Annotated in this window: 20 protein-coding genes; 6 read left to right on the top strand and 14 right to left on the bottom strand. The window is 57.8% G+C overall.

Features of this window, described 5'->3' with window-relative positions:
• The first annotated feature begins 1 nt into the window (after position 1).
• Positions 2 to 388 (top strand): dihydroneopterin aldolase, encoded by a 387-nt coding sequence (gene folB, locus AAFH99_RS00900; protein ID WP_043319590.1) that lies wholly within the window; start codon positions 2 to 4, stop codon positions 386 to 388.
• A 3-nt stretch (positions 389 to 391) separates the two neighbouring features.
• Positions 392 to 889 carry a 2-amino-4-hydroxy-6-hydroxymethyldihydropteridine diphosphokinase gene (gene folK, locus AAFH99_RS00895; protein ID WP_043319589.1) on the top strand — a complete coding sequence of 166 codons (498 nt, stop codon included), beginning with the start codon at positions 392 to 394 and terminating at the stop codon, positions 887 to 889.
• A gap of 172 nt (positions 890 to 1061) precedes the next feature.
• On the opposite strand, the gene AAFH99_RS00890 is transcribed toward folK, so the two are convergent.
• The 4 genes from AAFH99_RS00890 to AAFH99_RS00875 all read right to left on the bottom strand — a co-directional run bounded on the left by AAFH99_RS00890 (position 1062) and on the right by AAFH99_RS00875 (position 5001).
• On the bottom strand, positions 1062 to 2174 hold the full coding sequence (locus AAFH99_RS00890) for an NADH:flavin oxidoreductase (RefSeq protein WP_043319588.1): 1113 nt from the start codon (positions 2172 to 2174) through the stop codon (positions 1062 to 1064).
• Between the two features lie 226 nt (positions 2175 to 2400).
• Entirely contained in the window at positions 2401 to 2976 is a 576-nt protein-coding gene (locus tag AAFH99_RS00885) for a phosphoribosyltransferase (RefSeq protein ID WP_043319587.1), read from the bottom strand.
• A gap of 33 nt (positions 2977 to 3009) precedes the next feature.
• Positions 3010 to 3735, bottom strand: coding sequence for a pteridine reductase (locus AAFH99_RS00880; RefSeq protein WP_043319586.1), 726 nt, complete (start codon positions 3733 to 3735; stop codon positions 3010 to 3012).
• Between the two features lie 36 nt (positions 3736 to 3771).
• Positions 3772 to 5001, bottom strand: a complete 1230-nt coding sequence (locus AAFH99_RS00875) for a multifunctional CCA addition/repair protein (protein ID WP_406828401.1) — start codon at positions 4999 to 5001, stop codon at positions 3772 to 3774.
• A 531-nt stretch (positions 5002 to 5532) separates the two neighbouring features.
• On the opposite strand from AAFH99_RS00875, the gene AAFH99_RS00870 reads away from it, so the two are divergent.
• Positions 5533 to 6096, top strand: a complete 564-nt coding sequence (locus AAFH99_RS00870; RefSeq protein ID WP_406828400.1) for a response regulator — start codon at positions 5533 to 5535, stop codon at positions 6094 to 6096.
• A 64-nt stretch (positions 6097 to 6160) separates the two neighbouring features.
• On the opposite strand, the gene AAFH99_RS00865 is transcribed toward AAFH99_RS00870, so the two are convergent.
• From AAFH99_RS00865 to AAFH99_RS00855, 3 genes are all read right to left on the bottom strand, one after another.
• On the bottom strand, positions 6161 to 7723 hold the full coding sequence (locus tag AAFH99_RS00865; RefSeq protein WP_043319582.1) for a SpoVR family protein: 1563 nt from the start codon (positions 7721 to 7723) through the stop codon (positions 6161 to 6163).
• On the bottom strand, positions 7723 to 9003 hold the full coding sequence (locus tag AAFH99_RS00860) for a YeaH/YhbH family protein (RefSeq protein WP_043319581.1): 1281 nt from the start codon (positions 9001 to 9003) through the stop codon (positions 7723 to 7725). Before AAFH99_RS00860 ends, AAFH99_RS00865 begins: the two co-directional genes overlap by 1 nt.
• A 298-nt stretch (positions 9004 to 9301) precedes the next feature.
• Complete coding sequence (locus AAFH99_RS00855; RefSeq protein WP_043319580.1) at positions 9302 to 11224, bottom strand: PrkA family serine protein kinase; 1923 nt, start codon at positions 11222 to 11224, stop codon at positions 9302 to 9304.
• Positions 11225 to 11619: 395 nt separating this feature from the next.
• Here AAFH99_RS00855 and galE point away from each other — a divergent pair, with 395 nt between their 5' ends.
• Entirely contained in the window at positions 11620 to 12645 is a 1026-nt protein-coding gene (galE, locus tag AAFH99_RS00850; RefSeq protein ID WP_043319579.1) for a UDP-glucose 4-epimerase GalE, read from the top strand.
• A gap of 71 nt (positions 12646 to 12716) precedes the next feature.
• Here the strand turns inward: galE and pulA are convergent, their stop codons facing one another.
• Positions 12717 to 16190: a pullulanase-type alpha-1,6-glucosidase gene (gene pulA, locus AAFH99_RS00845; protein ID WP_406828399.1), complete on the bottom strand. Its 3474-nt coding sequence runs from the start codon at positions 16188 to 16190 to the stop codon at positions 12717 to 12719.
• A 487-nt stretch (positions 16191 to 16677) separates the two neighbouring features.
• Positions 16678 to 17109, bottom strand: coding sequence for a DUF4168 domain-containing protein (locus AAFH99_RS00840; protein ID WP_043319577.1), 432 nt, complete (start codon positions 17107 to 17109; stop codon positions 16678 to 16680).
• A gap of 310 nt (positions 17110 to 17419) precedes the next feature.
• On the opposite strand from AAFH99_RS00840, the gene AAFH99_RS00835 reads away from it, so the two are divergent.
• Together AAFH99_RS00835 and AAFH99_RS00830 are read left to right on the top strand one after the other, a co-directional pair.
• Positions 17420 to 17968 carry an RNA polymerase sigma factor gene (locus tag AAFH99_RS00835; RefSeq protein ID WP_051687214.1) on the top strand — a complete coding sequence of 183 codons (549 nt, stop codon included), beginning with the start codon at positions 17420 to 17422 and terminating at the stop codon, positions 17966 to 17968.
• Between the two features lie 39 nt (positions 17969 to 18007).
• Positions 18008 to 18970, top strand: a complete 963-nt coding sequence (locus AAFH99_RS00830) for a hypothetical protein (protein WP_406828398.1) — start codon at positions 18008 to 18010, stop codon at positions 18968 to 18970.
• A 25-nt stretch (positions 18971 to 18995) separates the two neighbouring features.
• On the opposite strand, the gene AAFH99_RS00825 is transcribed toward AAFH99_RS00830, so the two are convergent.
• Genes AAFH99_RS00825 through AAFH99_RS00805 form a run of 5 tightly spaced genes read right to left on the bottom strand, consistent with a single transcriptional unit; the run spans position 18996 to position 25696 of the window.
• Entirely contained in the window at positions 18996 to 19820 is an 825-nt protein-coding gene (locus tag AAFH99_RS00825) for a symmetrical bis(5'-nucleosyl)-tetraphosphatase (RefSeq protein WP_043319574.1), read from the bottom strand.
• A gap of 44 nt (positions 19821 to 19864) precedes the next feature.
• Positions 19865 to 20674, bottom strand: a complete 810-nt coding sequence (rsmA, locus tag AAFH99_RS00820) for a 16S rRNA (adenine(1518)-N(6)/adenine(1519)-N(6))-dimethyltransferase RsmA (RefSeq protein WP_043319573.1) — start codon at positions 20672 to 20674, stop codon at positions 19865 to 19867.
• A 42-nt stretch (positions 20675 to 20716) separates the two neighbouring features.
• The gene (gene pdxA / locus AAFH99_RS00815) at positions 20717 to 21718 is read right to left on the bottom strand and encodes a 4-hydroxythreonine-4-phosphate dehydrogenase PdxA (protein ID WP_043319572.1); all 1002 of its coding nucleotides are present in this window, start codon (positions 21716 to 21718) and stop codon (positions 20717 to 20719) included.
• 4 nt (positions 21719 to 21722) lie between these two features.
• Positions 21723 to 23093, bottom strand: a complete 1371-nt coding sequence (locus tag AAFH99_RS00810; RefSeq protein ID WP_081848087.1) for a peptidylprolyl isomerase — start codon at positions 23091 to 23093, stop codon at positions 21723 to 21725.
• On the bottom strand, positions 23093 to 25696 hold the full coding sequence (locus AAFH99_RS00805) for an LPS-assembly protein LptD (protein ID WP_406828397.1): 2604 nt from the start codon (positions 25694 to 25696) through the stop codon (positions 23093 to 23095). Before AAFH99_RS00805 ends, AAFH99_RS00810 begins: the two co-directional genes overlap by 1 nt.
• Positions 25697 to 25998 lie beyond the last annotated feature (302 nt).

Below are 25998 nucleotides of genomic sequence, written 5' to 3'. Positions count from 1 at the left end.
TTTGGACATCGTTTATATCCGCGATCTCAAGGTCGACACCATTATTGGCATCTACGATTGGGAGCGGGAAGTTCGCCAGACCGTCAGCCTGGACCTGGAAATGGCCTTCGATATCCGTGAGGCCGCCCGCACCGACAATATCGAGCACACTCTCAACTACAAGGCCGTAGCCAAACGCCTGATTGCGTTTATCGAGGGAAGCGAATTTCTACTGGTGGAAACCATGGCCGAGCAGGCCGCGGACATTGTGCGTAAAGAATTCAAGGTAAGCTGGTTGCGCCTGCGTCTTTCCAAGCCCGGCGCCGTGCGCGGCGCCCGCGATGTGGGTGTGGTAATAGAGCGCGGGGGATCCAGTGACCGTGGTAGCAAACAAAGTGCGGAGGCCTGAATCATGGCGACCGTCTACCTGAGTCTCGGCAGTAATATCGATCGTGAAAAACACCTGAGCGCCGGTCTCGACGCGCTGGTGGAAGCGTTTGGTGATCTGAAAATGTCGCAGGTGTACGAAAGTGAAGCGGTAGGCTTCGACGGCGACAACTTCTATAACCTGGTCGCCGCCATTGAAACCGAATTGTCGGTGGGCGGGCTGGCATCAAAGCTACGTGATATCGAGGATGCCAACGGCCGCCTGCGCAGTGGTCCGAAGTTCAGCGCGCGCACACTGGATATCGATATCCTGACTTTTGATGATCTCACCGGCGAAGTGGATGGTGTTAAGTTGCCGCGGGGCGAGATTCTCAAGAATGCGTTTGTGTTACTGCCTTTATCCGAACTGGCTCCGGATACCGAGCACCCGCTCGAAGGGAAAACCTATCAGCAATTGTGGGAAGCTTACGATCAGACTTCGCAAAATTTGTGGCCGGTGGAGTTTGACTGGCCAGTGCAATAAAGTGCCGATTATTATCGTGCTCTTATCGTGTGTTCGTAGGAGCCTGTTTGCAGGCGAGTAGTTCGAGGTGTTCGATCGTTCGCCTGCAGGGCAGGCTCCTACAGAATGCGTGGTAGAAAGTGCGCTGTAGGGTGGATAAGCGCAGCGCATCCACCACTCGGATTTGAACGACTCAGCTCAAGCTCGCCAGCGCCTCCTTGGTAAACGGCACAATCTCCTCTTCGCGCCCATCTTTCACCTTCTGCAGCCAGTTTGGATCCTGCAGCAGCGCGCGGCCTACGGCGATCATGTCGAACTCGCTGTTATCCATCCGGCGTACCAGCTCGTCCAGGCCGGTGGGGTTGGCGGTACCGCCCATGCCCTGGTTGTTGCCGCCGATAAAGTCGTCATCCAGGCCAACGCTGCCCACGGAGATGACCGGCTTGCCGGTGAGCTCCTTGGTCCAGCCCGCCAGGTTCATATCGGAACCTTCAAATTCCGGCACCCAGAAACGTCTTGTGGAGGCGTGGAAGATGTCCACACCGGCATTCACCAGCGGCTTCAGGAAGCGCTCCAGTTCCTGCGGGGTACGGGCGAGGCGCGCTTCGTAATCCTGCTGTTTCCACTGGGAGTAGCGCAGCACGATGGCGAAGTCCTCACCCACGGCATCGCGCACGGCTTCCACGATTTCCACCGCGAAACGGGTGCGGTTTTCCAGTGAGCCACCGTACTCGTCGTCGCGCACATTGGTGCCTTCCCAGAAAAACTGGTCTACCAGATAGCCGTGGGCGCCGTGAATCTCGACACCATCGAAGCCAGCCTGCTTGGCGGCAAGGGCGGAATCGGCGAAGGCTTTGATAGTGTCCTGGATATCCTGTTTGCCCATCGCCTGTCCGTTAGGCTTGCCCGGTTTGAACAGACCGGAAGGGGAATGGGCGGGGAAGGATTTATCCGGGCCTGTACCTTCCTTGCGTACCGCGCCCACATGCCACAGTTGCGGAATAATCTGGCCGCCCGCTGTGTGTACTTCATCCACGACTTTTTTCCAGCCGGCCATGGCTTCATCGCCGTAAATGGCCGGCACATTTTCGTAACCGTTGGCAGCGGGGTGGCCGACAAAAGTGCCTTCGGTAATGATCAGGCCCACCTCGCCCTCGGCGCGGCGGCGGTAGTAGCCGGCTACCTGGTCATTGGGTACATAGCCCGGCGAGGCGGTGCGGGTCATGGGGGCCATGGCGACGCGGTTGCGCAGCTTGAGAGATTTGTGCTCGAAGGGACGCAGCAGACTATCGAGGGAATGGCTCATGATTGGCTCCGGTTGATGCAATACAGTCGGGGCACTGTAGCGCGTACCGCAGCGTCACGGGATTATCGTAAGCGTAAAGGGCGTTGATATTTCCGCTCTTGCGATAGTTTTTGATACCACTTGATATAGGGGCCTGCTTTGCAGGCGAACGGCGCGGAGTGCTCGAAAGTTCGCCTGCAGGGCGCGAGTTTTGTAGGGTGGATAAGCGCAGCGCATCCACCAACAATCAACCGCCGTTCTTGAGTCTGCGCAGCAGCGCCTCGTGCTTGCGCAGCTCCGGCTTGTTTTCGAGGATTTCTTTCTCGCTCAAACCCTGCAGCTCGTGGGGGAACACCAGCCATTGATCGGTCTCGTGCAGGTAGTAGTGAGGCTCCATTTCTGTCTGGTTGCGGCTGGGTTTGAAGTAGGGGCAGGCGATGCGGATTTCCGGTGTGTTCTTTTTGCAGGCTTTCTGCATATCTTTGATCGCCTGCTGGATACTCAGCCCGGTATCGTACACGTCGTCCACGATCAGCATTTTCTCATGGGATTCGACCTGCTTGATCAGATAAGTGAGGCCGTGCACCTTCACGTCTTTCTGGCGTTGATCGACACCGTAGTAAGACGATGTGCGGATAGCGATATGGTCGGCGTGAAAACCGAGAAAGTCGAACATCTCCTGAACCGCAATACCAATGGGGGCGCCGCCGCGCCAGACGCCGACGATGTAGTCCGGCCGAAAGCCGCTTTCCACGACTTTCAGAGCCAGGGTATAGGAATCGTCCAGCAGGGACTGGGCAGAAATAAACTGTTTTTCGCTCACTGAAATACCTCGGGCGCTAAACGTGTAAACAACTCAAATATTCAGGCTGCGACCGCCATCGACGGCAATCACCTGACCAGTGATGTAGGGGGCGTCAGCGACCAGAAAGCGCACGGTTCGGGCGATGTCTGTCGGGTCACCGCTGCGCTGCATTGGGATGCGCGCCAGTATCTGTTCCTTGTTATAGCCTTCACCCTCCTGTTCTGGCCACAGAATTGCCCCGGGCGCCACCGCATTCACACGTACCCTCGGTGCCAGTTCTCGTGCCAGGCTCTTGGTCAACATCACCAGGCCGGCCTTGGCCGAGCTGTAAATTGGGTGGCTGGGCATGGGCTTGTCCGCGTGGATATCCGCAAGATTGACGATGCAGCCACTCTGTTCCGCCAGCGCGGGAGCCAGCGCCTGGCTGAGAAAGAACGGGGCCTTGAGGTTGCTGCCCATCAGCTCTTCCCACTGCTGTTCGGTGGCGTCGCCAATGGGGGTGGGATAGAACGCAGAGGCATTGTTGACCAGTGCGGTAATCTCGCCAAAGCAGGCCAGGGCGGAATCCGCCAGCTGCTGGCAGTCCTCTGCTCCGGCGAGACGGCTTTGAACCGCGGCGGCGGAACCGGCACGGCGCTGATTCAGTGTGTCTACCAGCGCCAGGGCGGCCCGGGCGGATTGCCGATAATGAATGATGACCTGGTGGTCCCGGTGCAGCTCTTCGGCAATGGCGCGGCCGAGGCGGGCGGCGGCGCCGGTGATCAGGACTGTGGCCATTGTGATGCTCCTTGGATGGATTGCCGGGGGCGGGGGTTAAACCTGAGGGGCGCCGTAGCTACCCTTTAGGTGCGCAAGTGCCTGCAGGCGCGCGCGGTCCAGTGCTTTACCCAGTTCGGCCCCGGCGAAGCCTTCGGCGATCAGGGCCTGAGGGTCCACGTTGGCGGCGGCTTTCCGGGCGGCACGCAGGTAGTCCACCTGGGGGTATTCGCGGTCTTCCAGTCCGAGCCGGCCGCGGGCATCTGCCTCACAGCTTTCCAGAAACTGCTCGAAGCGCTCGGGTTTGCGCAGGGCATCCAGTGCGCGCAGCAACTTGAGCAGGGTCTGCGGGCGCAATTCAAATGCCTTGTGGCAGTGAAGGTGGTACTCACATACACCGAGAGCGAGCGCGGTGATCGGGTTGGGCACGCGCAACCGCTGGCACACCGCTTTTACCAGCGGCAGGCCGGCGGCCTCGTGGCCGCGATGGCTTGGCAGGACCTCCTGGGGAGTAATGCCTTTGCCCAGGTCGTGTACCAGCACCGCAAATTGCACGGGCAGGGTCGCCGGCGCCTGGCGCAGTGCGCGCAATATATGGTCCCCGGTATCGATTTCCGGGTGGTGCAATGCCGGCTGCGGTACCCCGAACAGGCGATCGACCTCCGGTAGCAGTATCTCCAGGGCACCGCAGGCACGCAGTGTGCTGATAAAGATGTCGGGGCGCGGCTCGGTCAGGGCCCGGCTCACTTCCTTCCACACCCGCTCCGCTACCAGGTGCTCCACCTCCCCTGCATCCACCATGGTGCGCATTAGCGTCAGTGTTTCATCAGCGACGGTAAAACCCAGTGGTGCGTAGCGCGCGGCAAAGCGGGCTACACGGAGAATTCTCAGGGGATCTTCGCTGAACGCGTCGGAAACGTGGCGTAACTTACGGGCTGCCAGGTCGGCTTGTCCGCCGTAAGGGTCGACGATCACTCCGTCCTCGGTCTCTGCCATGGCGTTGACGGTGAGGTCGCGGCGTTGCAGATCCTGCTCGAGGGTCACCTCGGGGCTGGCGTAGACGGTAAAGCCGCCGTAGCCGTGGCCGCTCTTGCGTTCGGTGCGGGCCAGGGCGTACTCCTCATCGGTGTCCGGGTGCAGGAATACTGGGAAGTCCTTGCCTACCGGGCGAAAACCACGCTCGCGCATCTCGGTTTCGGTGGCGCCGACCACGACCCAGTCGCGCTCGTGAATAGGGCGCTCAAGGAGTTTGTCGCGGACCGCGCCGCCAACCAGGTAGACCTTCATCGGCGGAATCTCGGAGAACTGGGCGAAATGACCTCGGTGATCGAGGCAAATGGCCGGAAGCGAAGGGAAAAGGCGAAAAGTGCCATAAATGCCGCTAAACCTGAAATAAAACGCGCCAGAAACGGCGTCGACTCAGGTAAATACTAGGAAATTGGAGGGTCGGGAAGATAAAAAAAAGGCCCCGAAATTACAAGGGGGCCCAGGGTCTTAGGGTATTCGTGAAGAGAGAATCCCAACAAGCTCGTTTGCGCCAAAATAACCCGACTAAAAGGAGTAGCCCGAAATTCGTTACAAAAGGCTACAGGATCGAGGTAGATGGCGCCTGTTGTCGCTGGTTAAATGACCTGTAACAACATATGGTCCATTCTATTTAACCTGTCATAACTGTCAACCGTGGCTATCAAACTTTTATTGAGGGATATGTCTGTTGGTTCGTTAAATATATATAGGCATAGAATTAACGCCTGTTTATTTGGTTTAATTCAGCATAATTAATAACTAAATGCGCGATTCGTGGGGGATAGTAATAAAATGAGCGAAGTGCATGTTCTTACCACCGGGGAAGCGGCCCGGTACTGTGGGGTAAATTTCCGTACGGTTATCCGCTGGATTGAGCGTGGCCAGTTGAAGGCCTACAAGCTTCCGGGGCGCGGTGACCACCGCATCTGTGTGGAGGATTTTGTCGGTTTCCTGCGCGATAACGCCATGCCGGTGCCTGCGGAATTGGGTAGTGCCACACGCAAGATTCTACTGGTGTCCGATTCGCCGGAAATGATTGCCGGTCGCCAGCAGCTGCAGCAGGCCGGGTGTGAAGTGGATCTGGCCAGCGACTCCTTCAGCGCGGGTGCCATGCTTGCCTGCGGCAAGCCCGCAATGCTGGTGCTGGATTGCAATCTCGAAGGTGTAAATGGTTTTCAGATACTGGATATGCTGCGCTCGCGCAGCGAATTCTCTTCTTTGAGTGTTCTGCTGATTGCACCGGAAGGTGATACGAATCAGCAGCGCTGGCTGGATGCCGGTGCGGATGCTGTGGTTGCGGCCACTTGCGACCGCGGCGAGCTGGTGGGACGCATCAATCTGTTGCTCGACGCCTGATCACCGGCGGGGTTCCCCCCGCACCGCCTTTCAGGCGTTCAAAATAGTAGTCCACAAGCCGATCTCAGATCGGCTTGGGTACCAGCATGGATTCTTCCTCTTCCGAGCGGTCTCTTCCCATTTCCGGACAGTGGTAACTTGCAGTGATCTCATCACCGTTGAGGCTGTGCAGGTGCACGTCAAATCCCCATAGACGGTGCAGATGCTTGAGGACTTCGCTGGTATCTTTGCCCAGTGGCCGGCGCTGGTGTTGGGTGTGATGCAGGGTGATGGAGCGGTCACCGCGTGTATCCACGGAATACACCTGGATGTTCGGCTCGCGGTTGCCCAGATTGTACTGACCCGCCAGCTTTGCCCGCAGTTCACGATAGCCATCCTCATTGTGAATGGCACCGACCTCGATTTCCTTCTCCCGATCGTCATCGGAAATGCAGAACAATTTCATATCCCGCATTACTTTGGGTGACAGGAACTGCAGAATAAAGCTCTCGTCTTTGAAGTCGCGCATGGCGAACTGCAGGGTTTCCTTCCAGTTGGTGCCGGCGATATCCGGGAACCAGGCCCGGTCTTCATCGGTGGGGTTCTCGCAGATACGACGCAGGTCGGTAAAAATGTTGAAGCCTAACGCGTAGGGGTTGATACCGTTGTAGTAGGGGCTGTCGTAGGGTGGCTGATAGATGACGCTTGTGTGGCTGGTGAGGAACTCCATCATAAAGCCATCGGTCACTTTGCCACGGGCATGCAGCTCGTTCAGCAGAGTGTAGTGCCAGAAAGTGGCCCAGCCTTCGTTCATCACCTGGGTCTGGCGCTGTGGATAGAAGTACTGCGCCATTTTGCGCACAATACGTACCAGTTCCCGTTGCCAGTTTTCCAGTAGCGGCGCATTCTTTTCGATGAAATACAGGATGTTTTCCTGCGGCTCGTCGGGGAAGCGCCGTACCGGCGCCTCCTCGTCACCTGCACCCAGCTTGGGAATGGTGCGCCAGAGATCATTCAGCTGGCGCTGACGATATTCCTCGCGCTCTTTCTGGCGGCGCTCTTCCTCGTGGGCAGAAATCGGGTAGGGGCGTTTGTAGCGGTCTACACCGTAATTCATGAGCGCGTGACAGCTGTCCAGCAGGGATTCCACTTCATCCACACCGTAGCGCTCTTCGCAGCGGGCGATATAGTTTTTTGCAAACAGCAGGTAATCGATAATGCTGCTGGCATCGGTCCAGGTGCGGAACAGGTAGTTTCCTTTGAAGAAAGAGTTGTGACCGTAGCTGGCGTGGGCAATCACCAGCGCCTGCATGGTCATGGTGTTCTCTTCCATCAGGTAGGCAATACATGGATTGGAGTTGATCACAATCTCGTAGGCCAGCCCCATACGGCCGCGCTGGTAATTGTTTTCCACGCTAATGAACTGCTTACCGAAGGACCAGTGGTTGTAACCTACTGGCATACCTACGGAGGAGTAAGCGTCCATCATCTGTTCGGAACTGATGACTTCTATCTGATTGGGATAGGTGTCGAGGCCAAACTCCTTGGCCAGCAGCGCAATTTCCCGGTCGTACTCCTGAATGAGTTCGAAGGTCCACTCGGAAGTGGTGGAGATGGGCTGCTTGGTAGTGACTGCTGTATCGAGCATCAGGTGGCAACCTTCTGAGTAAATAATTGGCGGAATACCGGGTAGATGTCCCCGACATCGATAATCTGTTCCATGGCAAAGTGATCCGGGAACACATGGGCCACACTCTGGTATTCATCCCACAGAGCCTGGTGGTCTCGCGGAGTGATTTCCACGTAGGAGTAGTACTGCACGTGGGGCATGATGTCGTCGATCAAAATCTTGTGGCAGGTGCTGGAGTCGTCATTCCAGTTGTCGCCGTCGGATGCCTGGGCACCGTAGATGTTCCACTCGCTGGCGGGATAGCGCTCGCGCATAATGTCGCGCATCATTTTCAGGGCGCTGGATACGATGGTGCCGCCGGTTTCGCGGGAGTAGAAGAATTCCTGTTCGTCCACTTCCTTGGCGCTGGTGTGGTGGCGGATAAAAACCACCTCGGTGTATTCGTAACTGCGCTGTAGAAATAGATACAGCAGCAGGAAAAACCGCTTCGCCATATCCTTGGTGGCCTGGTTCATGGAGCCTGATACATCCATCAGGCAGAACATCACGGCCTTTGAGCTGGGGCGTGGTTGCTTCACCAGCAGGTTGTACTTCAGGTCAAAGTCGTCGAGGAAAGGAATGCGTTTTACCCGCGCTCTCAATTCTTCAATTTTCAGGCGCAGTCCATCCACCTTGCGCTGATCCCGCAGCGCCGGATCCTTGTTCTCTTCGACCTCAAGCTCTTGCTCCAGTAATTTGAGATTGCGGCGCTTGCCTCCGCTGAGTGCTATACGCCGCGCATTGGCTGCGCGCATGGAGCGCACCACGTTCAGACGGCCGGGTGTACCCTCGTTACTGATACCGGCGCGCACCACCTGGAAGGAATCATTCCCGGCGAGCTTTCGCTTGACCATATTGGGCAGCTCCAGGCCTTCGAACATAAATTCAAGGAACTCTTCCTGGGAAATCTGGAAGGCAAATTCATCCATGCCTTCACCGCTGTCACTGGCGCCACTGCCTCCGCTCCCCTGTCCCTGGCCTTGGCCGGGACGAGGGATGCGGTCGCCGGTAACAAATTCCTTATTACCCGGAAGTACCTGTTCCATATGGCCGCCACGGCCATTGGAAAAAATGGGCTCGTTGAGGTCGCGGGTGGGAATGCTGATCTTTTCACCGGCGCCCATATCGGTAATGGAGCGGCTGTTCATGGCTTCGCCGACGGCTTTCTTGATATGGGATTTATAGCGCCGCAAAAAGCGTTGGCGATTGACGGTGCTTTTCTTCTTGCCATTCAGGCGACGGTCGATGATGTAACTCATAGTACTGCCTCGGACCCGGAATCTTCGGGCCTTGAGTGGCGGTGCTGCCACCGGCAGCAGCACCTTCACAATTAACTTCTGCGCACTGTCCTGTTTTCAATAAACAAAAATCAGCCTTGCAGAGTAGGGTGGGACGAAAATGGCGGATGCGAAGGTGGAGGTGCCGACAAGGTTTTGCGAGACCTTCTAAAACAGCGACGTTTTAGAAGAGCCCCCATGGATGGGTTCACGGCGTGTCTCGCAAAACCTTGTCGGCACCTGCACCGCCACTAAATATCGCCGGAACCACCTGCTTCGGTTACTGAGACTTGCGTACCCGCAGATACCACTCGGAAAGCAGGCGAACCTGTTTCTCGGTGTAGCCGCGCTCAACCATGCGCGCCACAAAGTCTGCGTGTTTTTTCTGGTCGTCTGCAGAGGCCTTGGTGTTGAAAGAGATAACCGGAAGCAGATCTTCGGTGTTGGAAAACATCTTCTTCTCGATCACCGCTTTCAGTTTCTCGTAAGATCTCCAGTCCGGGTTTTTGCCCTGGTTACCCGCACGGGCGCGCAGCACAAAATTGACGATCTCGTTGCGGAAATCTTTCGGGTTGGAAATGCCTGCCGGCTTCTCGGTTTTTTCCAGCTCTTCATTCAGGGCCGCGCGATCGAGAATCTCGCCGGTTTCCGGATCGCGGTACTCCTGATCCTGAATCCAGAAATCTGCGTAGGTTACATAGCGGTCAAACAGGTTCTGGCCGTATTCCGCGTAGGATTCCAGATATGCGGTCTGGATTTCCTTGCCGATAAAGTCCACATAGCGCGGCGCCAGGTATTCCTTGATAAAGCCCAGGTAATTTTCCTGAATCTCCGGCGGGAACTGCTCCTGCTCGATCTGCTGCTCCAGTACATACAGAAGGTGTACCGGGTTGGCCGCTACCTCGGTAGCATCGAAGTTGAATACTTTGGACAGGATCTTGAATGCGAAACGGGTGGACAGTCCGTTCATGCCCTCATCCACACCCGCGTTGTCGCGGTATTCCTGGATGGTTTTCGCTTTCGGGTCGGTGTCTTTCAGGTTTTCGCCATCGTAAACCCGCATCTTGGAAAAGACACTGGAGTTTTCCGGGTTCTTGATGCGCGACAATACCGAGAACTGCGCCAGCATGCGCAGGGTATCCGGCGCGCAGGGCGCTTTTGATAGAGAGCTGTGTTCCAGCAACTTGTCGTAGATCTTGATTTCTTCCTGAACCCGCAGGCAGTAGGGCACCTTGACGATATAGATGCGGTCAAGGAACGCCTCGTTATTGCGGTTGTTGCGGAAGGACTGCCACTCGGATTCGTTGGAGTGGGCAAGGATCACACCGTTGAATGGAATCGCGCCCAGGCCTTCGGTACTGTTGTAGTTGCCTTCCTGAGTGGCGGTCAGCAGCGGGTGCAGCACCTTGATCGGCGCCTTGAACATTTCCACAAATTCCATCATGCCCTGGTTGGCACGGCACAGGCTGCCGGAAAAGCTGTAGGCATCCGGATCGTTTTGTGGGAAATCTTCCAGTTTGCGGATATCCACCTTGCCCACCAGTGCGGAGATATCCTGGTTGTTTTCGTCACCAGGTTCCGTTTTCGCAATGGAGATCTGGTCGAGAATGGACGGGCGCAGTTTCACGACCTTGAATTTGCTGATATCCCCCTGGTACTCGTGCAGGCGTTTTACTGCCCACGGTGACATGATGGTATTCACGTAGCGGCGCGGGATACCGTAATCTTCCTCCAGGATCTGTCCGTCTTCGGACGGGGAGAAAAGTGCCAGCGGTGATTCAAATACCGGAGAGCCCTTGATGGCATAGATGGGGATCTGCTCCATCAGGGCCTTCAGGCGCTCTGCCAGAGAAGATTTACCACCGCCCACCGGGCCCAGCAGATACAGAATCTGCTTTTTCTCTTCCAGGCCCTGGGCCGCGTGGCGGAAGAAGGAAACGATCTGCTCGATGGCTTCCTCCATTCCATAGAATTCGCCGAACGCCTTATAGCGCTTGATCACTTTGTTGGAGAAGATGCGTGAGAGTCGCGGGTCGCGGGAGGTGTCCACCAGCTCGGCCTCGCCGATGGCCATCAGCATGCGCTCGGCGGGCGAGGCGTAGGCGCTGCGGTCGTTTTTACACAGCTCCAGGTATTCCTGGATGGTGAGTTCTTCTTCCTGAATCGCCTCATAGCGTTCCAGGTAGTGATTGAATATCGACATGGTTTACGACTCCCTGTAGCGTACCGCGTCAGTAAACGGTCTCCTGCCGTGGAGTACCTACTGCGCTGCAGCGTGTGATGACCGCGAAAACATCTCGCAACGAATGCTTAAGAGCGCTGACGCGCGAGAACGCTATCTTTATTACCTATTGATTGCGCGACGATGCAGCTGTCGCAACAGGGGGCCTGCTATCAGGTCCCGCACTTTCAGGATAGTCAGCGCTGTGGCCTTGAAAGGTGGATAGGGCCAAGATGGGTAGAATCTGGTGTCAGTTTTGCGAGGCGGGTTAAGCGCGTAAAATAGCGCTCACAAACACGGGTTAGTATTCTGGCCCACCGGGACCGGTCGCACCGAGTGTGGGATACCAGTCCGGAGAACCTGAAATAAGGAAGTCTATGAAGATTTTGGTAACCGGGGGCGCCGGCTACATCGGTAGTCACACATGTGTAGAACTGATTGAGGCGGGTTTTGAGCCCGTGGTGGTCGACAACCTGTGTAACAGCAGTGAAGAAGCGCTGCGCCGCGTAGAGGCGATTACCGGCCGCTCTGTGCCCTTCCACAATGTGGATATTACCGATGCCAATGCCCTGGGTGAGGTTTTCCGCGCGTACGAGGTGCAGGCGGTAATTCATTTTGCCGGCCTCAAGGCTGTCGGCGAATCAGTTTCCCAGCCTTTGCGCTATTACCAGAACAATGTTGCTGGCACCCTCACTCTTTGTGAGGTGATGGCGCAGGCTGGCGTGCATCAATTGATCTTCAGTTCCTCTGCCACCGTCTACGGCGATCCGGCAACGGTGCCCATTCGCGAGGATTTCCCTACTGGTGCCACCAATCCCTACGGTGCCAGTAAGCTGATGGTGGAAGATATTCTACGGGATCTGAGCAACGCGCCGGGCAGCCAGTGGAAGATCAGCCTGCTGCGCTACTTCAATCCCATTGGCGCCCACGAGAGCGGCACCATTGGTGAAGATCCGGCGGGTATTCCCAACAACCTGTTGCCCTATGTGGCCCAGGTGGCCGTTGGCCGCCTGCCGCATTTACAGGTTTTTGGCGACGACTACGCCACTCCGGACGGCACCGGCGTGCGCGATTATATCCACGTGGTCGACCTCGCCCGCGGCCACTTGGCGGCGTTGAACAAGCTGAATAAGGAAGACACCGATACCGGTTGTTACACCTATAACCTGGGCACCGGTCGCGGCAGCTCGGTACTGGAGATCGTGCGCGCATTTGCCGATGCCGCGGACAAGGAAATTCCCTACCAGATAGTGCCTCGCCGCCCCGGTGATATTGCTGAGTGCTATGCGGACCCGACCTATGCGGAAAAAGAGCTGGGCTGGAAAGCGGAGTTTGATCTGAAGCGCATGGTGGAAGATACCTGGCGCTGGCAGTCGCAGAACCCGCAGGGCTATTTGAAGTAATCGCGAACGAATCGGAATAAAAAACCCGGCAAATTGCCGGGTTTTTTATTCTTGAGAATGTGACTTTTGGTTTAGATCCGGCGACGACGCAACAGCGCAGCGGCGAGCAATGCCAGCAGCGCAAAACCGGTAGCGCCACCGCTGGAGTCATTGCCTGGATTTTCCGGCTGTTCGAATTCTTCCTCTTCCTCCTCCTCCGGAATAGAGCTGTCATCTGCCCGTGCCAGAGTGAACACTGCGGTGGTGCGCGCAGGTACGCTGAATACACCGGCCGCTACCGCCGCATCCATCAGTGCTGTATCCGCAGAATTCTGTTGTACCGGGTGCAGCGCGAACGGCAGTTCTGCCGCAGATTCCAGGGTGAATTCCTGAGCCTCTGAGCCACCGTTGAACAACACCAGAATCTGCGAGGTCTCTTCATCGAAGTCGCCCGCCGGGTCGTTCAGGTGCATGGCGATCAGGCCTGGGATCTGTTCCGGTCCGGTATTGGCGAAGGACACCACCGATTGCACCGCCTCTTTGGTGGGCAAACGGAACAGGCCGCTGCTGCGACGGATCTGCAACCACTCCTTGAATACCGCCAGCGCGAACTCGCGGTCGGATTGCTGCGGTGCGATATCCGGGTTGGCCAGCAGCGGTGCCATCAGCCCCCAGTTGTCCTCGTTCTTGTCCGCAATCGGCAGGCCGGCACCCCAGTTATCGGTGGCGAGAGAGAAGTCGATGGCATTGAACCAGTCACCGGAGTTGTAGCTGTCGCGGTCCATGGATTTCGAGCGCAGGATTTCCTGGCCGGCGTGGATAAACGGCACACCCTGGGCAAGCATCACCAGGGAGGTGCTGAAGTTCTGCAGGCGCACGCGGTCGGCAACACTGGTGGTGCTGTTGGCCTTGATCTGAATGCCGTCGAACAGGGTTTCGTTATCGTGAGCGGCAACGTAGTTGATCGACTCCTGCGGGTCGGCGGTGTAGCCGGTGGGTTGGCCGTTGTAGACCAGCTCGGCGCCGGTCATCTCGGTGCCGTCTGAAGTTTCCAGCACATAATCCGCCAGGTTGCCGGCGAGAGTGATGCGCACTTTATCGGCCAGTGTCAGCAGGGTTGCGCGCTCATCGTCGCCACCGAATTTGCCGTTGCTGTCGGTAAACAGGCCGGTGCCGAAGCCCTGTTCCTCGAAGCCACCAAACGGATTGCCGCCACGCACGGAGTCGCGGATGCGGTCGTTGAAGGTGCCGACCCCGGTGCCTGCCATATTGCCTTGGCGGGCCTGTACGAAGCGCGCATCGTCCACCACTTCACCGAAGTTCCAGCCCTCGCCGTAAAGGTAAATGGAAGACCCATCTACGCCGTCGGCTTCCGTGGTGAGTGCCTGCAGATCGCTGGCGATATTCTGGATATTTTCCTTGGTGTGATGGCCCATGAGGTCAAAGCGGAAGCTGTCGACCTTATAGGCGGTGGCCCAGGTCATCATGGAATCACGCATGAGCTTTTCCATCATGGTGTGCTCGCTGGCGGTGTTGGCGCAGCAGCTGCTCATTTCCACAAAGCCCTCGCCATTGCGGCGGTGGTAATACCCGGGAACGATCTTGTCGAGAATGGAATTGTCGTACTGGGCAAAGGAGCTGGTGTGGTTGTACACCACGTCCATCACTACCCGCAGGCCCATTTCGCTCAGGGACTGCACCATCTCGCGGAATTCAATAATCCGCTGCACACCATTCGGGTTGGTGGAATAGCTGCCTTCCGGAACGGTGAAGTGCAGTGGGTCGTAACCCCAGTTAAAGCCGTCTTCATCGCGGATGGCATTCACCGCCGCCTGTTGCTCGGTGCTGTCGGGGGCGTAGACGCTGAGGTCTTCCGTGGTTTTCAGCTCCGAGCGCGCTTCGTTTACGGTGGCGAAGTCAAAGGCCGGCAGCAGGTGTACGTGGGTCAGCCCCGCCGCGGCCAGTTCCGCCAGGTGCAGGCTGCCGCGACCGTCTTCGGCAAAGGCGGCAAAAGTACCGCGTGCCGCTTCGCTGACCATGTCATCTTTGATACTGAAGTCGCGCACGTGCAGCTCGTAAATGGAAATATCTTCCGGCGCCGTCAGCGCCGGTTTGATCAATGAGTCCCAGCCTTCCGGTTTCAGGTCGACGTCATTCAGGTTGACGATCTGGGACTTGTGGGAATTAGTGGACAGACTCAGGGAGTAGGGGTCGGTGACCCAGTTGGTTTCGATTTCGCGGGTTGCGTAGGAGTAGACCTCCACCTCGTACAGATAGAACTTGCGATTCCAGTCGATGCTGGTGGACGCCGTCCACACTCCGTTGCTTTCGCTCATCACAATATGGGCGCTGGGGTCGAACTGCCCTGCGGTATCGAACAGATGTACCTTCACCGATTTGGCCGTGGGTGCCCAGAGCGCAAATTCGATGGCTGTGTCTCCTACGGTGGCGCCGAGGGTGCCGTCGTAAGCAAAGGCCGCATCGAGAAGACCCGGAGTCTGAATACCGGTGGCATCGACGATGGCGCCATCCGCGTCAAAAATGGCAACCGCGAGCTGACCTTTGATCAGGTCGGCAATATCCACCGTAGCCGGTACCGTGAAAGCGGTGCTGTTACTCAAGTGCGGAAATTTGGCCGCAGTTGCTTCGGAGGCACCGTCGGTGTTCAGAGCCAGCGCAACTTCGCTATCACCGGCTACACCATCGGGGCCGAGCGTAAGCGCGGCGTCGGCACTACTCACCAGTTTGGCACTGCCGCCCTCCGGCAGGTTAACCGGCCACAGAATGGTGGTGGTATCGACCCAGTGTGCCTTGTCGGTGGTCAGGTCACCGCGGGGCACGCCGTCGGTGCTCACAACGACTTTTTGGGTGTTGCTGTCGAAGGCGAAGTAAATTTCTTTGCCGTCCTCAACCGTGAAGGCAATGTTGTTGCCATCCTGTCCGTAGCTTTCATCCCAGCCCTCATTCAGGGCTGCTTTCATCTGGTAGTCGCCGGCGGGAATGGCGTCGGTAATCAGGGTGTAAACACCATCGCCGTCCACATCCTGCATCCAGCTTTGCAGGCACTGGGGTTGCCAGTCGTCGGGGCACCCCAGTTCGCTCTGGAAATCGCCGGTGGCGGTCACGATAGTGTGGCGGACATTGTCGGCGATCCAGTTGCTCTCGTGATCGTAAATAAACTTTACTTCCCGCTCCTCGGTGATACCGAGCACGATATTACCGCCGCCCGCGTCGCCATTGGCTCCGTAGTTTTCATCCCAGCCGCCATTGAGTGCCAGCTTGTACTCATAGCCTCCCGCGGGCAACGTAAAGGTGCCCTGCCAAAGGTCGTCTTCCGCATCGTAGGTCAGCTGGGATGCTTCACAGGAGGGATCCCAATCGCTAGCGCAACCTACTGCGCTCTGGAGGGTGCCCGGAATATTGACCGAGGAAACTTCTGAGTTGGGGGTCGCCTGTGCGGCACCGGCAATTGCCAGCGCCAGGAGCGAGATCATGTGTGGACGTTTGTGCGTACTGATTGAACAGGCGCGGCTGCGGCGCCCCTGTGACGGAGAGTTAGCTTGCATGCTCTAGAACCTTATTGTTTCTTTTATTGAATCTCTGTCAGCGGGTGCTGTGGAACCCACTGCTTCATCATCGCTGATGCATTCTCGATACATGCGTCCCCTCAAACCGACGGTGACTGAATGCATGTATAAAATCGCAAGCTCGATTAGAGGTCAGCCATCGGTAAACAGCATCCCACCCGCGGGGGGCGGAGGAAAAAGTAACCAGGGTTGATGGGGGCGGAGAGTAGCAACTCACCGCCGGGGTAAGCTACACGGAGGGTCTGCGAAAAAGCGGCCGGGGCTTGCCGCAAGACAAGCCTCACAGCAAGGCTCAGGGGTAGGAGTTGGGGGCGGAAGCGATTTGCGCCGTTGACGTAGCACCGCGATTCGTTCGGGAGGATCGCGTTTTGGTGAAGCGTTACCGGGAGCCGGCGGCAAGCGCCGGCTCATGTTCGCTCACCATCAAAAACGCATGGATGTCGCCTGACGTGATTGTCGGCCGCTGTTATCGGTAGTCGTCGATTTTTTTCGCGATATCGGGATTCATCGCTACGGCGCGGGCAATCGTGTTGTATTCCTGCCGTGTCAGCCCGGCTTCTTCTACCTGGGCCAGCATTTCTTTGTTTGCCTGTTCCCGCAACGCCATTGCCTCCTGAGGGTCCTGGGTATTCTGGAGTTTTGTGGTCATTTCCACGCGGGTTTCATCTACGTTTTCCTGTGCTCTGGCGAAAGCTTCAAGTTTTTCATCTGGAAGGTCTTCTGCATTGATCGATGACTGAGGCGTTGCCGAATAGGTGTGGGCTTCCTTCGCCTCCTGTTGTGTATCCTGGGACGCCCACGCGCTTCCCGAAATCAGTCCGAGCGCAAGCAGTGTACTGGTGGCCGTCGCAGAAAGAGTGATGGCAAGGCGATTTTTTTTCGGAGTTTGCATATTCATGGTTCGATTTTCCTCTTCGGTGAATGGAACACTGTTACAAACAGGTCAGCAGCGGGGAACTTCTTAGGGTGAAGTGTTCCTGTGCTGGCCGTTCGTGAAATAGAACAGCCGAGAAGATGGTGCTGTTGCCGGTAACTTGCGAAAACGTGATGGAATTCTCGATCACGGGGATCCGCGGCACTGCTTTGGAACTAAACCCGGTGCCGGCTTGTTCACTAGTAAAGGCCGACAAAGTCCGTTCATCTTGAAGGTGTTTGTATGCCAGTAAGATGGTGAGCGCGCGGCCGAGACCAGTGGAGAAAAGCAGCCTATGAAGTTCGAACAGAAGGTGTGTGAGCACATTCCCGGTTTGACCCGTTACGCGTTAGCACTGTGTGCTGAAAAGTCTCAGGCGGAAGATCTGGTACAGGACTGTATGGAGCGCGCATTGCGCAAAAGACACCTGTGGCGCCCTGCAAGCACCTTGAAACCTTGGCTTTTTCGAATGCTATATCGGATTTATCTGAACCAACGCAGCTCCGCGCGGGCGCGCAAAGAATCTCTGGTGGAGAACGCGGGAGAGGATGTGGCGATATCGTCGGGGCATGAAGCCGCACTGGATTGTCGGGATGCCATGTCAGCGATACAGCGACTGCCGGAAGAGCAGCGCTCAGCGTTGCTGCTGATTGTGCTTGAGAATCCCAGTTACCGGGAAGCTGCGGATATTCTGGGAGTGAATGCTGGGACTTTGCGTAGCCGTGTGTCCCGAGCCCGTGAATCTGTTCGCAAGGCCTGCGCGGAGAATGTTCCGGACACGGGTGGCTCGCTCACTTGCGAGCGGACAACCGCTAATGGAACCATTTTGCAGAGAGTGAAATAGTGTTGAAGTTTGCAGCAGCCTACTTGTGGAGTTCTGATCATGTCACTGCACCGTAATGATGATCGCTCGAACAGTGTGTCTATGGAAGAAATTTCCGCCTTTGCCGATGGCGCACTGCCAACTCAGCGTGCACGACAGGTGGCCCGTTATCTGCGGCTGAACCCTGAGGCGGCGAAAACGGTTTTTGACACCTGGCGTTTTGAAGGCGAGCTGCTGGGGGAGTTGAACGCAATAAGCAGCGATAAGTATAGAGGTGATACGACGAACGCCTCCGTTCGCCCTTTACCCTGGTTAAGTGGTGTCGCTGCAGGTGCAGTTCTGGTTCTGGGGGTGTGGGCACTAAGCCTGGAGCTGCGCACCGAGCAGTCCTATGGGACCCTGACCGCAGGCGCGCGCGCTGCCCAGGTCCGCCCGCTATCCGATCAACCGGGAGGGGCTGCGCTCGTTCAGGTTTCAGCGGCGCCAGCAATGGCTGTTCCAGATCTGGAAATAACGGCGCAACAAGGTGCCAGCCAGGTGTCATCGGAGAAGGGGCCTGGCACTGACTTGAATGGCGGTGGCGTTGCCAAGGCTCCGTCAACTCAACAGCTGCTTCCGGAGAGTCCCGCTCTGGCAGGAGACAATTTTCGCCTGAATTTCCACGGTGTGGACGGTACCCTGCTGACACTGGAAAGTTACTCTCTACAGACCCCGCCACAAGCGACATTTCACGAAGGTGTGCCCGATACAAAAGGAAGCGAAGGCATACTGGACGGAGGTGGGATAAACGAAGAGGTAAACCAGGGGCGGGTGCACTGGGTAACCAGTGAAACACTGTATGTGCTGACGGGAAATCTCGATGCGGCAGAGCTTATGGCCCTGGCAATACGCTTGCATAAACAGCAGGATTTGCAGCGGGCTTTGGTGGCGCCTCGCGCTACGGAAGCTATTGGTGACCGGGGCGCTTCGGGCATACTAAATCCCGCATCCGATGAGGCCGCTCCCGGGTTTAGCAAAATGTAAACTCGCTATTTTCCGTATGGCGGGTTTAGAGTGTGCAGTCCGCGCAATAAAAGGATTCGTCTTCCAGCTTTAGTGCGGTGAGGTAACCACCCCACACACAGCCGGTATCCAGAGCGTATACATTTTTTGTATTCGCCTCTCCTTCCAATGCCGCCCAGTGGCCAAAAATAATTCGGTCGTTTTTAGTCTTGCGATTACTGAAACTGAACCAGGGGCGGTAGTCGTGATGCGCTGCCAGCGGCCCCTGTTTGGTGACCAGATCCAGAGTGCCGTCCTCCTTGCAGAAGCGCATGCGGGTAAAGTAGTTGGTGATGGAGCGCAATCGCTCCACACCGATCAGATGATCGCTCCACTTGTGCGGCTCGTTGCCATACATACCGAAGAAATAGGCCTCCGCCATGGCGGGATCCTGCAGTGCCTGATGTACTTCACCTGCCAGCTCCAGGGCTTTGCTCATACTCCATATGGGGGGGATGCCCGCGTGTACCATGGAGAAATATTTGCCCTTGACCTTTTTGTGCACCATAAGCGGCTGCTTTTGCAGCCACTCCAGAAGTTGGTCGGCATCTTTGGCTCGCAATACTTCGGCGAGATCGTGTTCTTTATCGGTCAGTCGTTTGGCGCCGTGAGCAATGGCCAGCAGGTGCAGGTCGTGGTTGCCAAGCACCGCGGTAATCTGGCTGCGGTGCTGGTAAAGAAAGCGCAGTGTGCCGAGGCTGTCGGGGCCGCGGTGCACCATGTCGCCCGCCAGCCACAGTTTGTCTTTGTCTGGGTTGAAACGGACTTTCTTTAGCAGTCTTTGCAGTGGTTCCAGGCAGCCCTGGATATCGCCGATTGCGTAAGTGGCCATAATTCTCTCCGGTTATTCTGGTGGATGCGCTTCGCTTATCCACCCTACGGGGAGGGGGCAATTAGGTTTGAGCAGAAATTTGCCAGGTCAACGTACTCTTTTACGCTGAGGGTTTCCGGGCGGCGGCTGGTGTCCACCGGCAGCTGTTCGGGATTCAGATCCGGAAACAGCGGCTTCAGGGCATTGCGTAACGTTTTACGACGCTGCTGGAAAGCGACGCTGACGATGCGTTCCAGCAGGGCTTCATCGTCTGCCGGGTGCGGCAGCGTCTGGTGTGGCACCAGACGCACGATGGCGGAATCCACTTTCGGCGCAGGGCGGAAGGATTGCGGCGGTACCGGGAAGAGTCCCTGCACGCGGCAGTAGTACTGGGTCATTACGCTCAAACGGCCGAAGGCTTTAACCCCTGGCACCGCACTCAGGCGATCCACCACCTCTTTCTGCAACATAAAGTGCATGTCCTGCACCTTGCCGCGAAAGCTCAGTAGGTGAAACAGCAGCGGAGTGGAGATGTTATAGGGCAGATTGCCGACGATACGCAGCTGCTCGCCTTCCTCGACCATGCTGCCGAAATCAAATTTCAGTGCGTCTTTTTCAATGATGGTGAAGTCGGGATAGCTGCGGAACTTGAATTCCAGCATTGGGATCAGATCCCGGTCCAGTTCTACTGCGGTCAACGAAGGGCACTTGTCCAGCAGCAGCGCGGTGATGGCGCCCTGGCCGGGGCCGATCTCCACCAGTTTATCGGTTTCTTTGGGGCCGATGGCGCGCACGATGCGCTCGATAATGTTCTCGTCGACGAGAAAGTTCTGGCCGAAACGCTTGCGCGCCTTGTGTTGGAAAAAATTGTCCATGAATGTGTTCGTTTGAATGAGGTTTGCGCGCGGGACGCAGGGTTAAATTTGGCGCAGCTGGACCAGTTCTATGGCCTGGTGCATGGCGGCGAGAAGGCTGCCGGTATCGGCAATACCCTGGCCGGCAATGTTGAGCGCGGTGCCGTGATCCACCGAAGTGCGGATATATGGCAACCCGAGGGTGATATTGATCGCGCGCCCGAATCCCTTGAATTTTAACACCGGCAGACCCTGGTCGTGGTACATGGCCAGTACAGCGTCGCAGCGGGCCAGTTGTGGCGGGGTAAACAGGGTGTCTGCGGGTAAGGGGCCGATCAGGTTCAGTCCGAGGGCGCGCAGGGTATCCAGCGCCGGCTCGATGGTGTCGATTTCCTCACGTCCCAGGTGCCCGCCTTCACCGGCGTGAGGGTTGAGGCCACACACGCCAATGCGCGGGCTTTCGATGCGGAACTGGTCGCGCAGACTGCGATGCAGAATGGTGAGTACCTGTTGCAGGGATTCGCCGCTGATCGCTGCACTGACATCTTTCAATGGCAGGTGGGTGGTGGCGAGTGCCACGCGCAGGTCGTCGGCGGCGAGCATCATCACCACCTTTTTCACACCGGCGTTTTCCGCGAAGAACTCGGTGTGTCCGCTAAAAGGGACGCCCGCATCGTTGATCACGCCCTTGTGCACCGGGCCGGTCACCACCGCATCGAAGGTGCGGTCTTTGCAGCCCTCGGCGGCGATGCGGAGGGCTTCCAGTACATAGGCGCCGTTGGCGGGATTGAGCCGGCCCGGCTGCGTGGCTTGCGCCAGTGCGACTGCCTGTATGTGCAGGCTATTGGCCGGGGTTACTTCCGCCGGTTTATTCGCGTCAAATGGAATCAGTCGCAGGCTTTTGCCCTGGCGTGTGGCTTCCTGTCGCAGCAGGTCCGGGTCGGCGATGGCAACAATCTGGGCGAGGGAAATGGGGTTGGGGCGGTCGGAGCAGGCGAGTTTGACCGCCAGCTCCGGGCCAATCCCGGCGGGTTCGCCGGGAGTGAAGGCTATGCGTGGGGTCATTCCGTTACTGGCTTTCGCCCTCGCTGGTGTCGCCGGCAGCGGACTCTTCCGCGGGTTCTTTGGCTTCTGGCAGCTTGATTTCCACATAGGCCTGGTCGCGGATTTCCTGGCGCCAGTTCTGTAACTCTTCCTCGTAACGGCGGTTGCGCAGCAGGTTGGCGGCCTGGTTGCGGATGTACTGGTCCGTCATGTCCTGCTGACGGCGGCCTTCCACCTGCAGAATATGCCAGCCAAACTGGCTGCGGAAGGGCATGCTGATCTCGCCCACCGGGGTGTTGTCCATGGCCTGGGTGAATTCCGGTACAAACTGGCCGGGGTTGGACCAGCCCAGGTCACCGCCCTGCAGCATGGTGCCGATATCTTCTGAATTGTCTTTGGCCGCGTCTTCAAACTTGAGTTCGCCGGCCTGGATCTTTTGGCGCAGGTCGGTCAGCAGGTTGTAGGCGGCGTCATCGTCGCGGATCGCGGAGGTTTTCACCAGGATATGACGCACCTTGGTCTGCTCTACTACCTGCTCGGTGGCACCGCGTTGCTCATGGATCTTCAGCAGGTGGAAACCGGCGTCGCTGCGGAACGGCTTGGTGGTTTCACCGACGCTGATCCCGTCCAGGGCATCGGCGAACAGGGTGGGCAGTTCCACGGTTTTGCGCCAGCCCAGATCACCGCCCTGCAGGGCGTTCTGGCCCGCTGAGCTGGAGATGGCCAGGGCGCGGAAGTCTTCGCCGCCCATGGTTTTCTCATAGATGGAATCTGCTTTGGCGCGGGCTGCGGTCACTTCCTCCGCCGGTGCGCTGGAGCTGACCGGAATCAGGATATGACCCAACAGGTACTGGGGCGACTTCCAGAACTCACCCTCTTTGGAGCGCAGGAAGTTGTTGATGTCCTGATCGGTAATCTGGATGCGGCGGCTGACGCTGCCCTGTTCCACCCGGCGAATAATCAGCTCCTGGCGGATCTGCTGGCGGAAGGCGTTGTTGGAGAGGCCATCCGCTTCCAGTTTCTGCTGGAACTGGGCCGGGGACATGTTCATGTTCTGCTGCACCCGGGCAATGGCCTGATCCAGCTCTTCCTCCGCGATGGTGACACCGGCGCGGGCACCCATTTGCAGCTGCAGGCGCTCGATAATCAGCTGTTCCAGTACCTGGCGGCGCAGTACGTCTACCGGCGGTGCCTGCACGTTCTGAGCGGCGATCTGCTGTGTGATGGTTTGCATACGCTGATGCAGCTCACTGGCCATCACCACATCGTCGTCCACCACGGCCACCACGCGGTCCAGCTGTTGTACCTGGGCCCAGGCGGGGAGCGCAATGGCGCTGGCTGCGGCCAGAGTCAAAAGACCGCGGCGAAGAGAGGTGAACATCTGCATTATTGTCATCACTGTTTCAGTACTTCTCGTTGTTCAAAGTTGGCAATGCCCTGGGTGAGTATGCGCGTGACCGAGCCGCCAATGCCAGCCAGGCCCTTCAACTGCAGTTCAATATAGACGCCTTCGTCGAATTCCAGCTCCTCCGGCGGGACGACGTCGGCCAGGTCATTGTCCAGTTCACGGCGCCACAGCAGGCGGGTGCGGTAGCAGCAGGTGTCGTATTCGATCCCTGCCAGGTACTCCAGTTCCCTTTCAAAGGTCAAATCGTAGTTGGCCCGTGCCAGGAGTGAAAGCCGGTCATTCACCGGCCACGCGGCGGAAAGGTCGATCTGCTTGACCGGGCCCTGGATCAGATAGGTGTCAGTGCTGTCGTACACCTCCTCCTTGCGCAGGTAGCGGTAACTGGCGTTGATCAGACGGAAATTGTCGTCCAGGTAGCGCAGGGTGACGTTGCCGCGGTTAATGGTGTGGTCGGTATCGTGGTAGATAACCTCACTGCTGATGCGCAGGGCGTCGCTGGGCCGGCTCTCCAGTCGCGCGGCGAACTCCGAGCGCGGTACATCCTCGATAAAGTCTCTCAGCTCGATACGACTGGCTTCCGAATAGAAGATCTGCCCGGCGCTGGCGGCGAATAGGTCGCGGCCGCTGCGCGGGTCGATAAACCGGGTTGTGAGGCCAAACGAGGCGCGATCGGCATCATCAATACGGTCGTGACCGTTGAAGCGGCTGTCGCGGAACAACTGGTCGTAACTGAAGGTGAACAGCGAGGTGTCGTACAGCAGATCGTTACCCCCGTCGCTGGAGCTGTTGCTCACATTGAGGAAATCCGACTGGTCCGCGTCGGTGCTGGCCATCAGGAACAGGCGCGGCTCCAGCGTCTGCACATACTCCTGCTGGAACAGGTTGCCGTAGCGTTCGAAAAACAGGCCGCTGTCGATGGATATCTGGGCGGCGGAAGCCTCCGGGGTGTTCATGTCCGGGTCGGCGAGGAATGTCTCCGCCAGTTCGTAGCCCAGGTAGATGCCGTTGATCTGCGGGTTGAAGAAGCCCCACAGCCACTGTTTGTCCCAGCCAAAGCTGTAGTTGGCGTAGGCGCGGGTGGCGTTGACGAAGTCGCGGGTGCTGGTAGTGACACTGTCCGGGTCATCCACATCCGCGATGTACTGAATCGTCTGGGTATCCTCGTGATCGAAGGTGGTGATTTCGTGTTCCAGCAGTAACTGCCAGTCATCCCACTTGTAGTTGCCGTTTACGTTGAGTCGCGGCAACTGGCTGTAGGTATCGAAGCGGTCCTTCACCAGCTGCTGGTATTCCTGCGCGCGGAGACTGGCAAACCAGTGCTCGGTGGTGAGGCTGGCCTGCGCGGACTGGCCCAGGCTGGTCATGGCGCGAGCGCTGACGTTTTGCGGCACCTTGATCTCCGCGTTGTCCAGGTCGCGGAAATAATCCGGGTCGCTGACCTTGGTGTAATCGATCTTGGTGCGCCACAGGCCACCGGTACCACCGAGCTGGTTCAGGTTGGCATACCAGCGGTCTTCCCCTTTTGCCGGCAGCACCAGGTCTTCCGGAAAACCCTCGTTGATCAGACGGCGGGCATCTTCATCATTGCCGCCCTCGTCGTCCGGCAGCCCGGCCAGGCGCAGTTCGGTGCTGAAGGCCGGGCTCAGGTGCCGCCCCTCCAGTTCCAGGCCGGTACCCCGGTACTGCACATAGCGGGGGGCGATAGTGGCGTCCAGCTGCGGCGCGATATTCCAGTAGTAGGGCACTGCGATGTCCCAGCCGTTCTCATCGCTGTTGCTGATGCTCGGAAACAGGAACCCGGAAAGGCGCTCATCCCCCACCGGAAATCGCAGATAAGGGAAATAGAAGACCGGCACATCGGCAATCTCCAGGCGCACATTGCGCGCGGTGCCCTGGCGCTCCACATTGTCGATGGCGATCTCGCCACCAATCATGCGCCAGAAAACGTCGTCCGGTTCACAGCGTGTGTAATTGCCTTCCGTCAGAATCAGCTCCCCGCTGGCCTCGCGGGATGCGAAACGGGCAGAGCCGTGGGCGGCGTCCTCATGCACTACGTAGGTAGCATCTTCGATAGAGGCCGCCTTGCTGTCCGTGTGGACCTCGGCGGCCTTGCCGCGCACCAGCATGCCCGGTTCACGCATTTCGATGGCGCCACTCAGGTAGGCGGTGTTTTCCTCGCGGTTGACGTCGACCTGGTCGGCAAACAGCTGGCGGTACCCCTGAGTAATGTGCACGTTGCCACGCAATTGGGCGGTGCCATTTTCCAGCCAGTCGGAGCTGTCGGCGGTGGCGCGCAGGGGTGATTCTTCCGGCAGCTTGTCCGAATCGGGGTATGCTCGCAGCGGTTCCACAAACATGCCGCCACAGATCGGGGAAACCTGATTGCGCAACGTGGGGTCCAGCTGACTCTTGGGGAACCAGTCCAGGTACAGGTAGGGGTTTTCCACGGGCTCGGGCGCGGATTCCGTTTCGGCCGTTGCGGTGAGCGGCCACAGAGAGTGGGCGGCGAGCAGGCCGAAAGCGAGGGAGCGGGGGCGTGACAATTGTCCAATGGCCAGCGCAAGACGGCGCCAGCGGGAAGCTTCCAGCATCGAGTGATTGGTTCCAGCTATCTTTAGAGTCTGTCTTGTAATCCGGCCATGGAGTGTGGCCCTGATTTGGCCTTGGGCGAGACCGCGCGCGTGGCGCCGAAAAGCGCGATTCCGGCAAAGACGGAGCCGGCGCGCAAAAATCAGCGGTCGATTCTACTTGAATGGCCGTAACCATGGAAACCGCCCGTGCGTCGACTCGGCCAGATTAGCGGGTGAACCCGACCGCCGCTGCCGCTACAATGCACAGCTTTTAGGCGATAAAGCCCGCGGTGAAAAAGTGCCTCCGGGTATTTTCCGCCAAT

The sequence above is a fragment of the Microbulbifer sp. ARAS458-1 genome (assembly GCF_045348205.1).
Taxonomy (GTDB): domain Bacteria; phylum Pseudomonadota; class Gammaproteobacteria; order Pseudomonadales; family Cellvibrionaceae; genus Microbulbifer.
Note: the sequence above shows the minus strand (reverse complement) of the source record. Positions and strands in the feature narration are given on the sequence as shown.

What these genes read in the sequence shown, in the direction of transcription:
- rsmA (WP_043319573.1), bottom strand. Translation starts at nt 20,674, where the DNA reads ATGGACAATTTTTTCCAACACAAGGCGCGCAAGCGTTTCGGCCAGAAC.
- AAFH99_RS00855 (WP_043319580.1), bottom strand. Translation starts at nt 11,224, where the DNA reads ATGTCGATATTCAATCACTACCTGGAACGCTATGAGGCGATTCAGGAA.
- AAFH99_RS00825 (WP_043319574.1), bottom strand. Translation starts at nt 19,820, where the DNA reads ATGGCCACTTACGCAATCGGCGATATCCAGGGCTGCCTGGAACCACTG.
- AAFH99_RS00830 (WP_406828398.1), top strand. Translation starts at nt 18,008, where the DNA reads ATGTCACTGCACCGTAATGATGATCGCTCGAACAGTGTGTCTATGGAA.
- AAFH99_RS00805 (WP_406828397.1), bottom strand. Translation starts at nt 25,696, where the DNA reads ATGCTGGAAGCTTCCCGCTGGCGCCGTCTTGCGCTGGCCATTGGACAA.
- AAFH99_RS00890 (WP_043319588.1), bottom strand. Translation starts at nt 2,174, where the DNA reads ATGAGCCATTCCCTCGATAGTCTGCTGCGTCCCTTCGAGCACAAATCT.
- AAFH99_RS00870 (WP_406828400.1), top strand. Translation starts at nt 5,533, where the DNA reads ATGAGCGAAGTGCATGTTCTTACCACCGGGGAAGCGGCCCGGTACTGT.
- pdxA (WP_043319572.1), bottom strand. Translation starts at nt 21,718, where the DNA reads ATGACCCCACGCATAGCCTTCACTCCCGGCGAACCCGCCGGGATTGGC.
- AAFH99_RS00880 (WP_043319586.1), bottom strand. Translation starts at nt 3,735, where the DNA reads ATGGCCACAGTCCTGATCACCGGCGCCGCCGCCCGCCTCGGCCGCGCC.
- AAFH99_RS00865 (WP_043319582.1), bottom strand. Translation starts at nt 7,723, where the DNA reads ATGCTCGATACAGCAGTCACTACCAAGCAGCCCATCTCCACCACTTCC.
- folK (WP_043319589.1), top strand. Translation starts at nt 392, where the DNA reads ATGGCGACCGTCTACCTGAGTCTCGGCAGTAATATCGATCGTGAAAAA.
- AAFH99_RS00835 (WP_051687214.1), top strand. Translation starts at nt 17,420, where the DNA reads ATGAAGTTCGAACAGAAGGTGTGTGAGCACATTCCCGGTTTGACCCGT.
- pulA (WP_406828399.1), bottom strand. Translation starts at nt 16,190, where the DNA reads ATGCAAGCTAACTCTCCGTCACAGGGGCGCCGCAGCCGCGCCTGTTCA.
- AAFH99_RS00875 (WP_406828401.1), bottom strand. Translation starts at nt 5,001, where the DNA reads ATGAAGGTCTACCTGGTTGGCGGCGCGGTCCGCGACAAACTCCTTGAG.
- AAFH99_RS00860 (WP_043319581.1), bottom strand. Translation starts at nt 9,003, where the DNA reads ATGAGTTACATCATCGACCGTCGCCTGAATGGCAAGAAGAAAAGCACC.
- AAFH99_RS00810 (WP_081848087.1), bottom strand. Translation starts at nt 23,093, where the DNA reads ATGACAATAATGCAGATGTTCACCTCTCTTCGCCGCGGTCTTTTGACT.
- galE (WP_043319579.1), top strand. Translation starts at nt 11,620, where the DNA reads ATGAAGATTTTGGTAACCGGGGGCGCCGGCTACATCGGTAGTCACACA.
- AAFH99_RS00840 (WP_043319577.1), bottom strand. Translation starts at nt 17,109, where the DNA reads ATGAATATGCAAACTCCGAAAAAAAATCGCCTTGCCATCACTCTTTCT.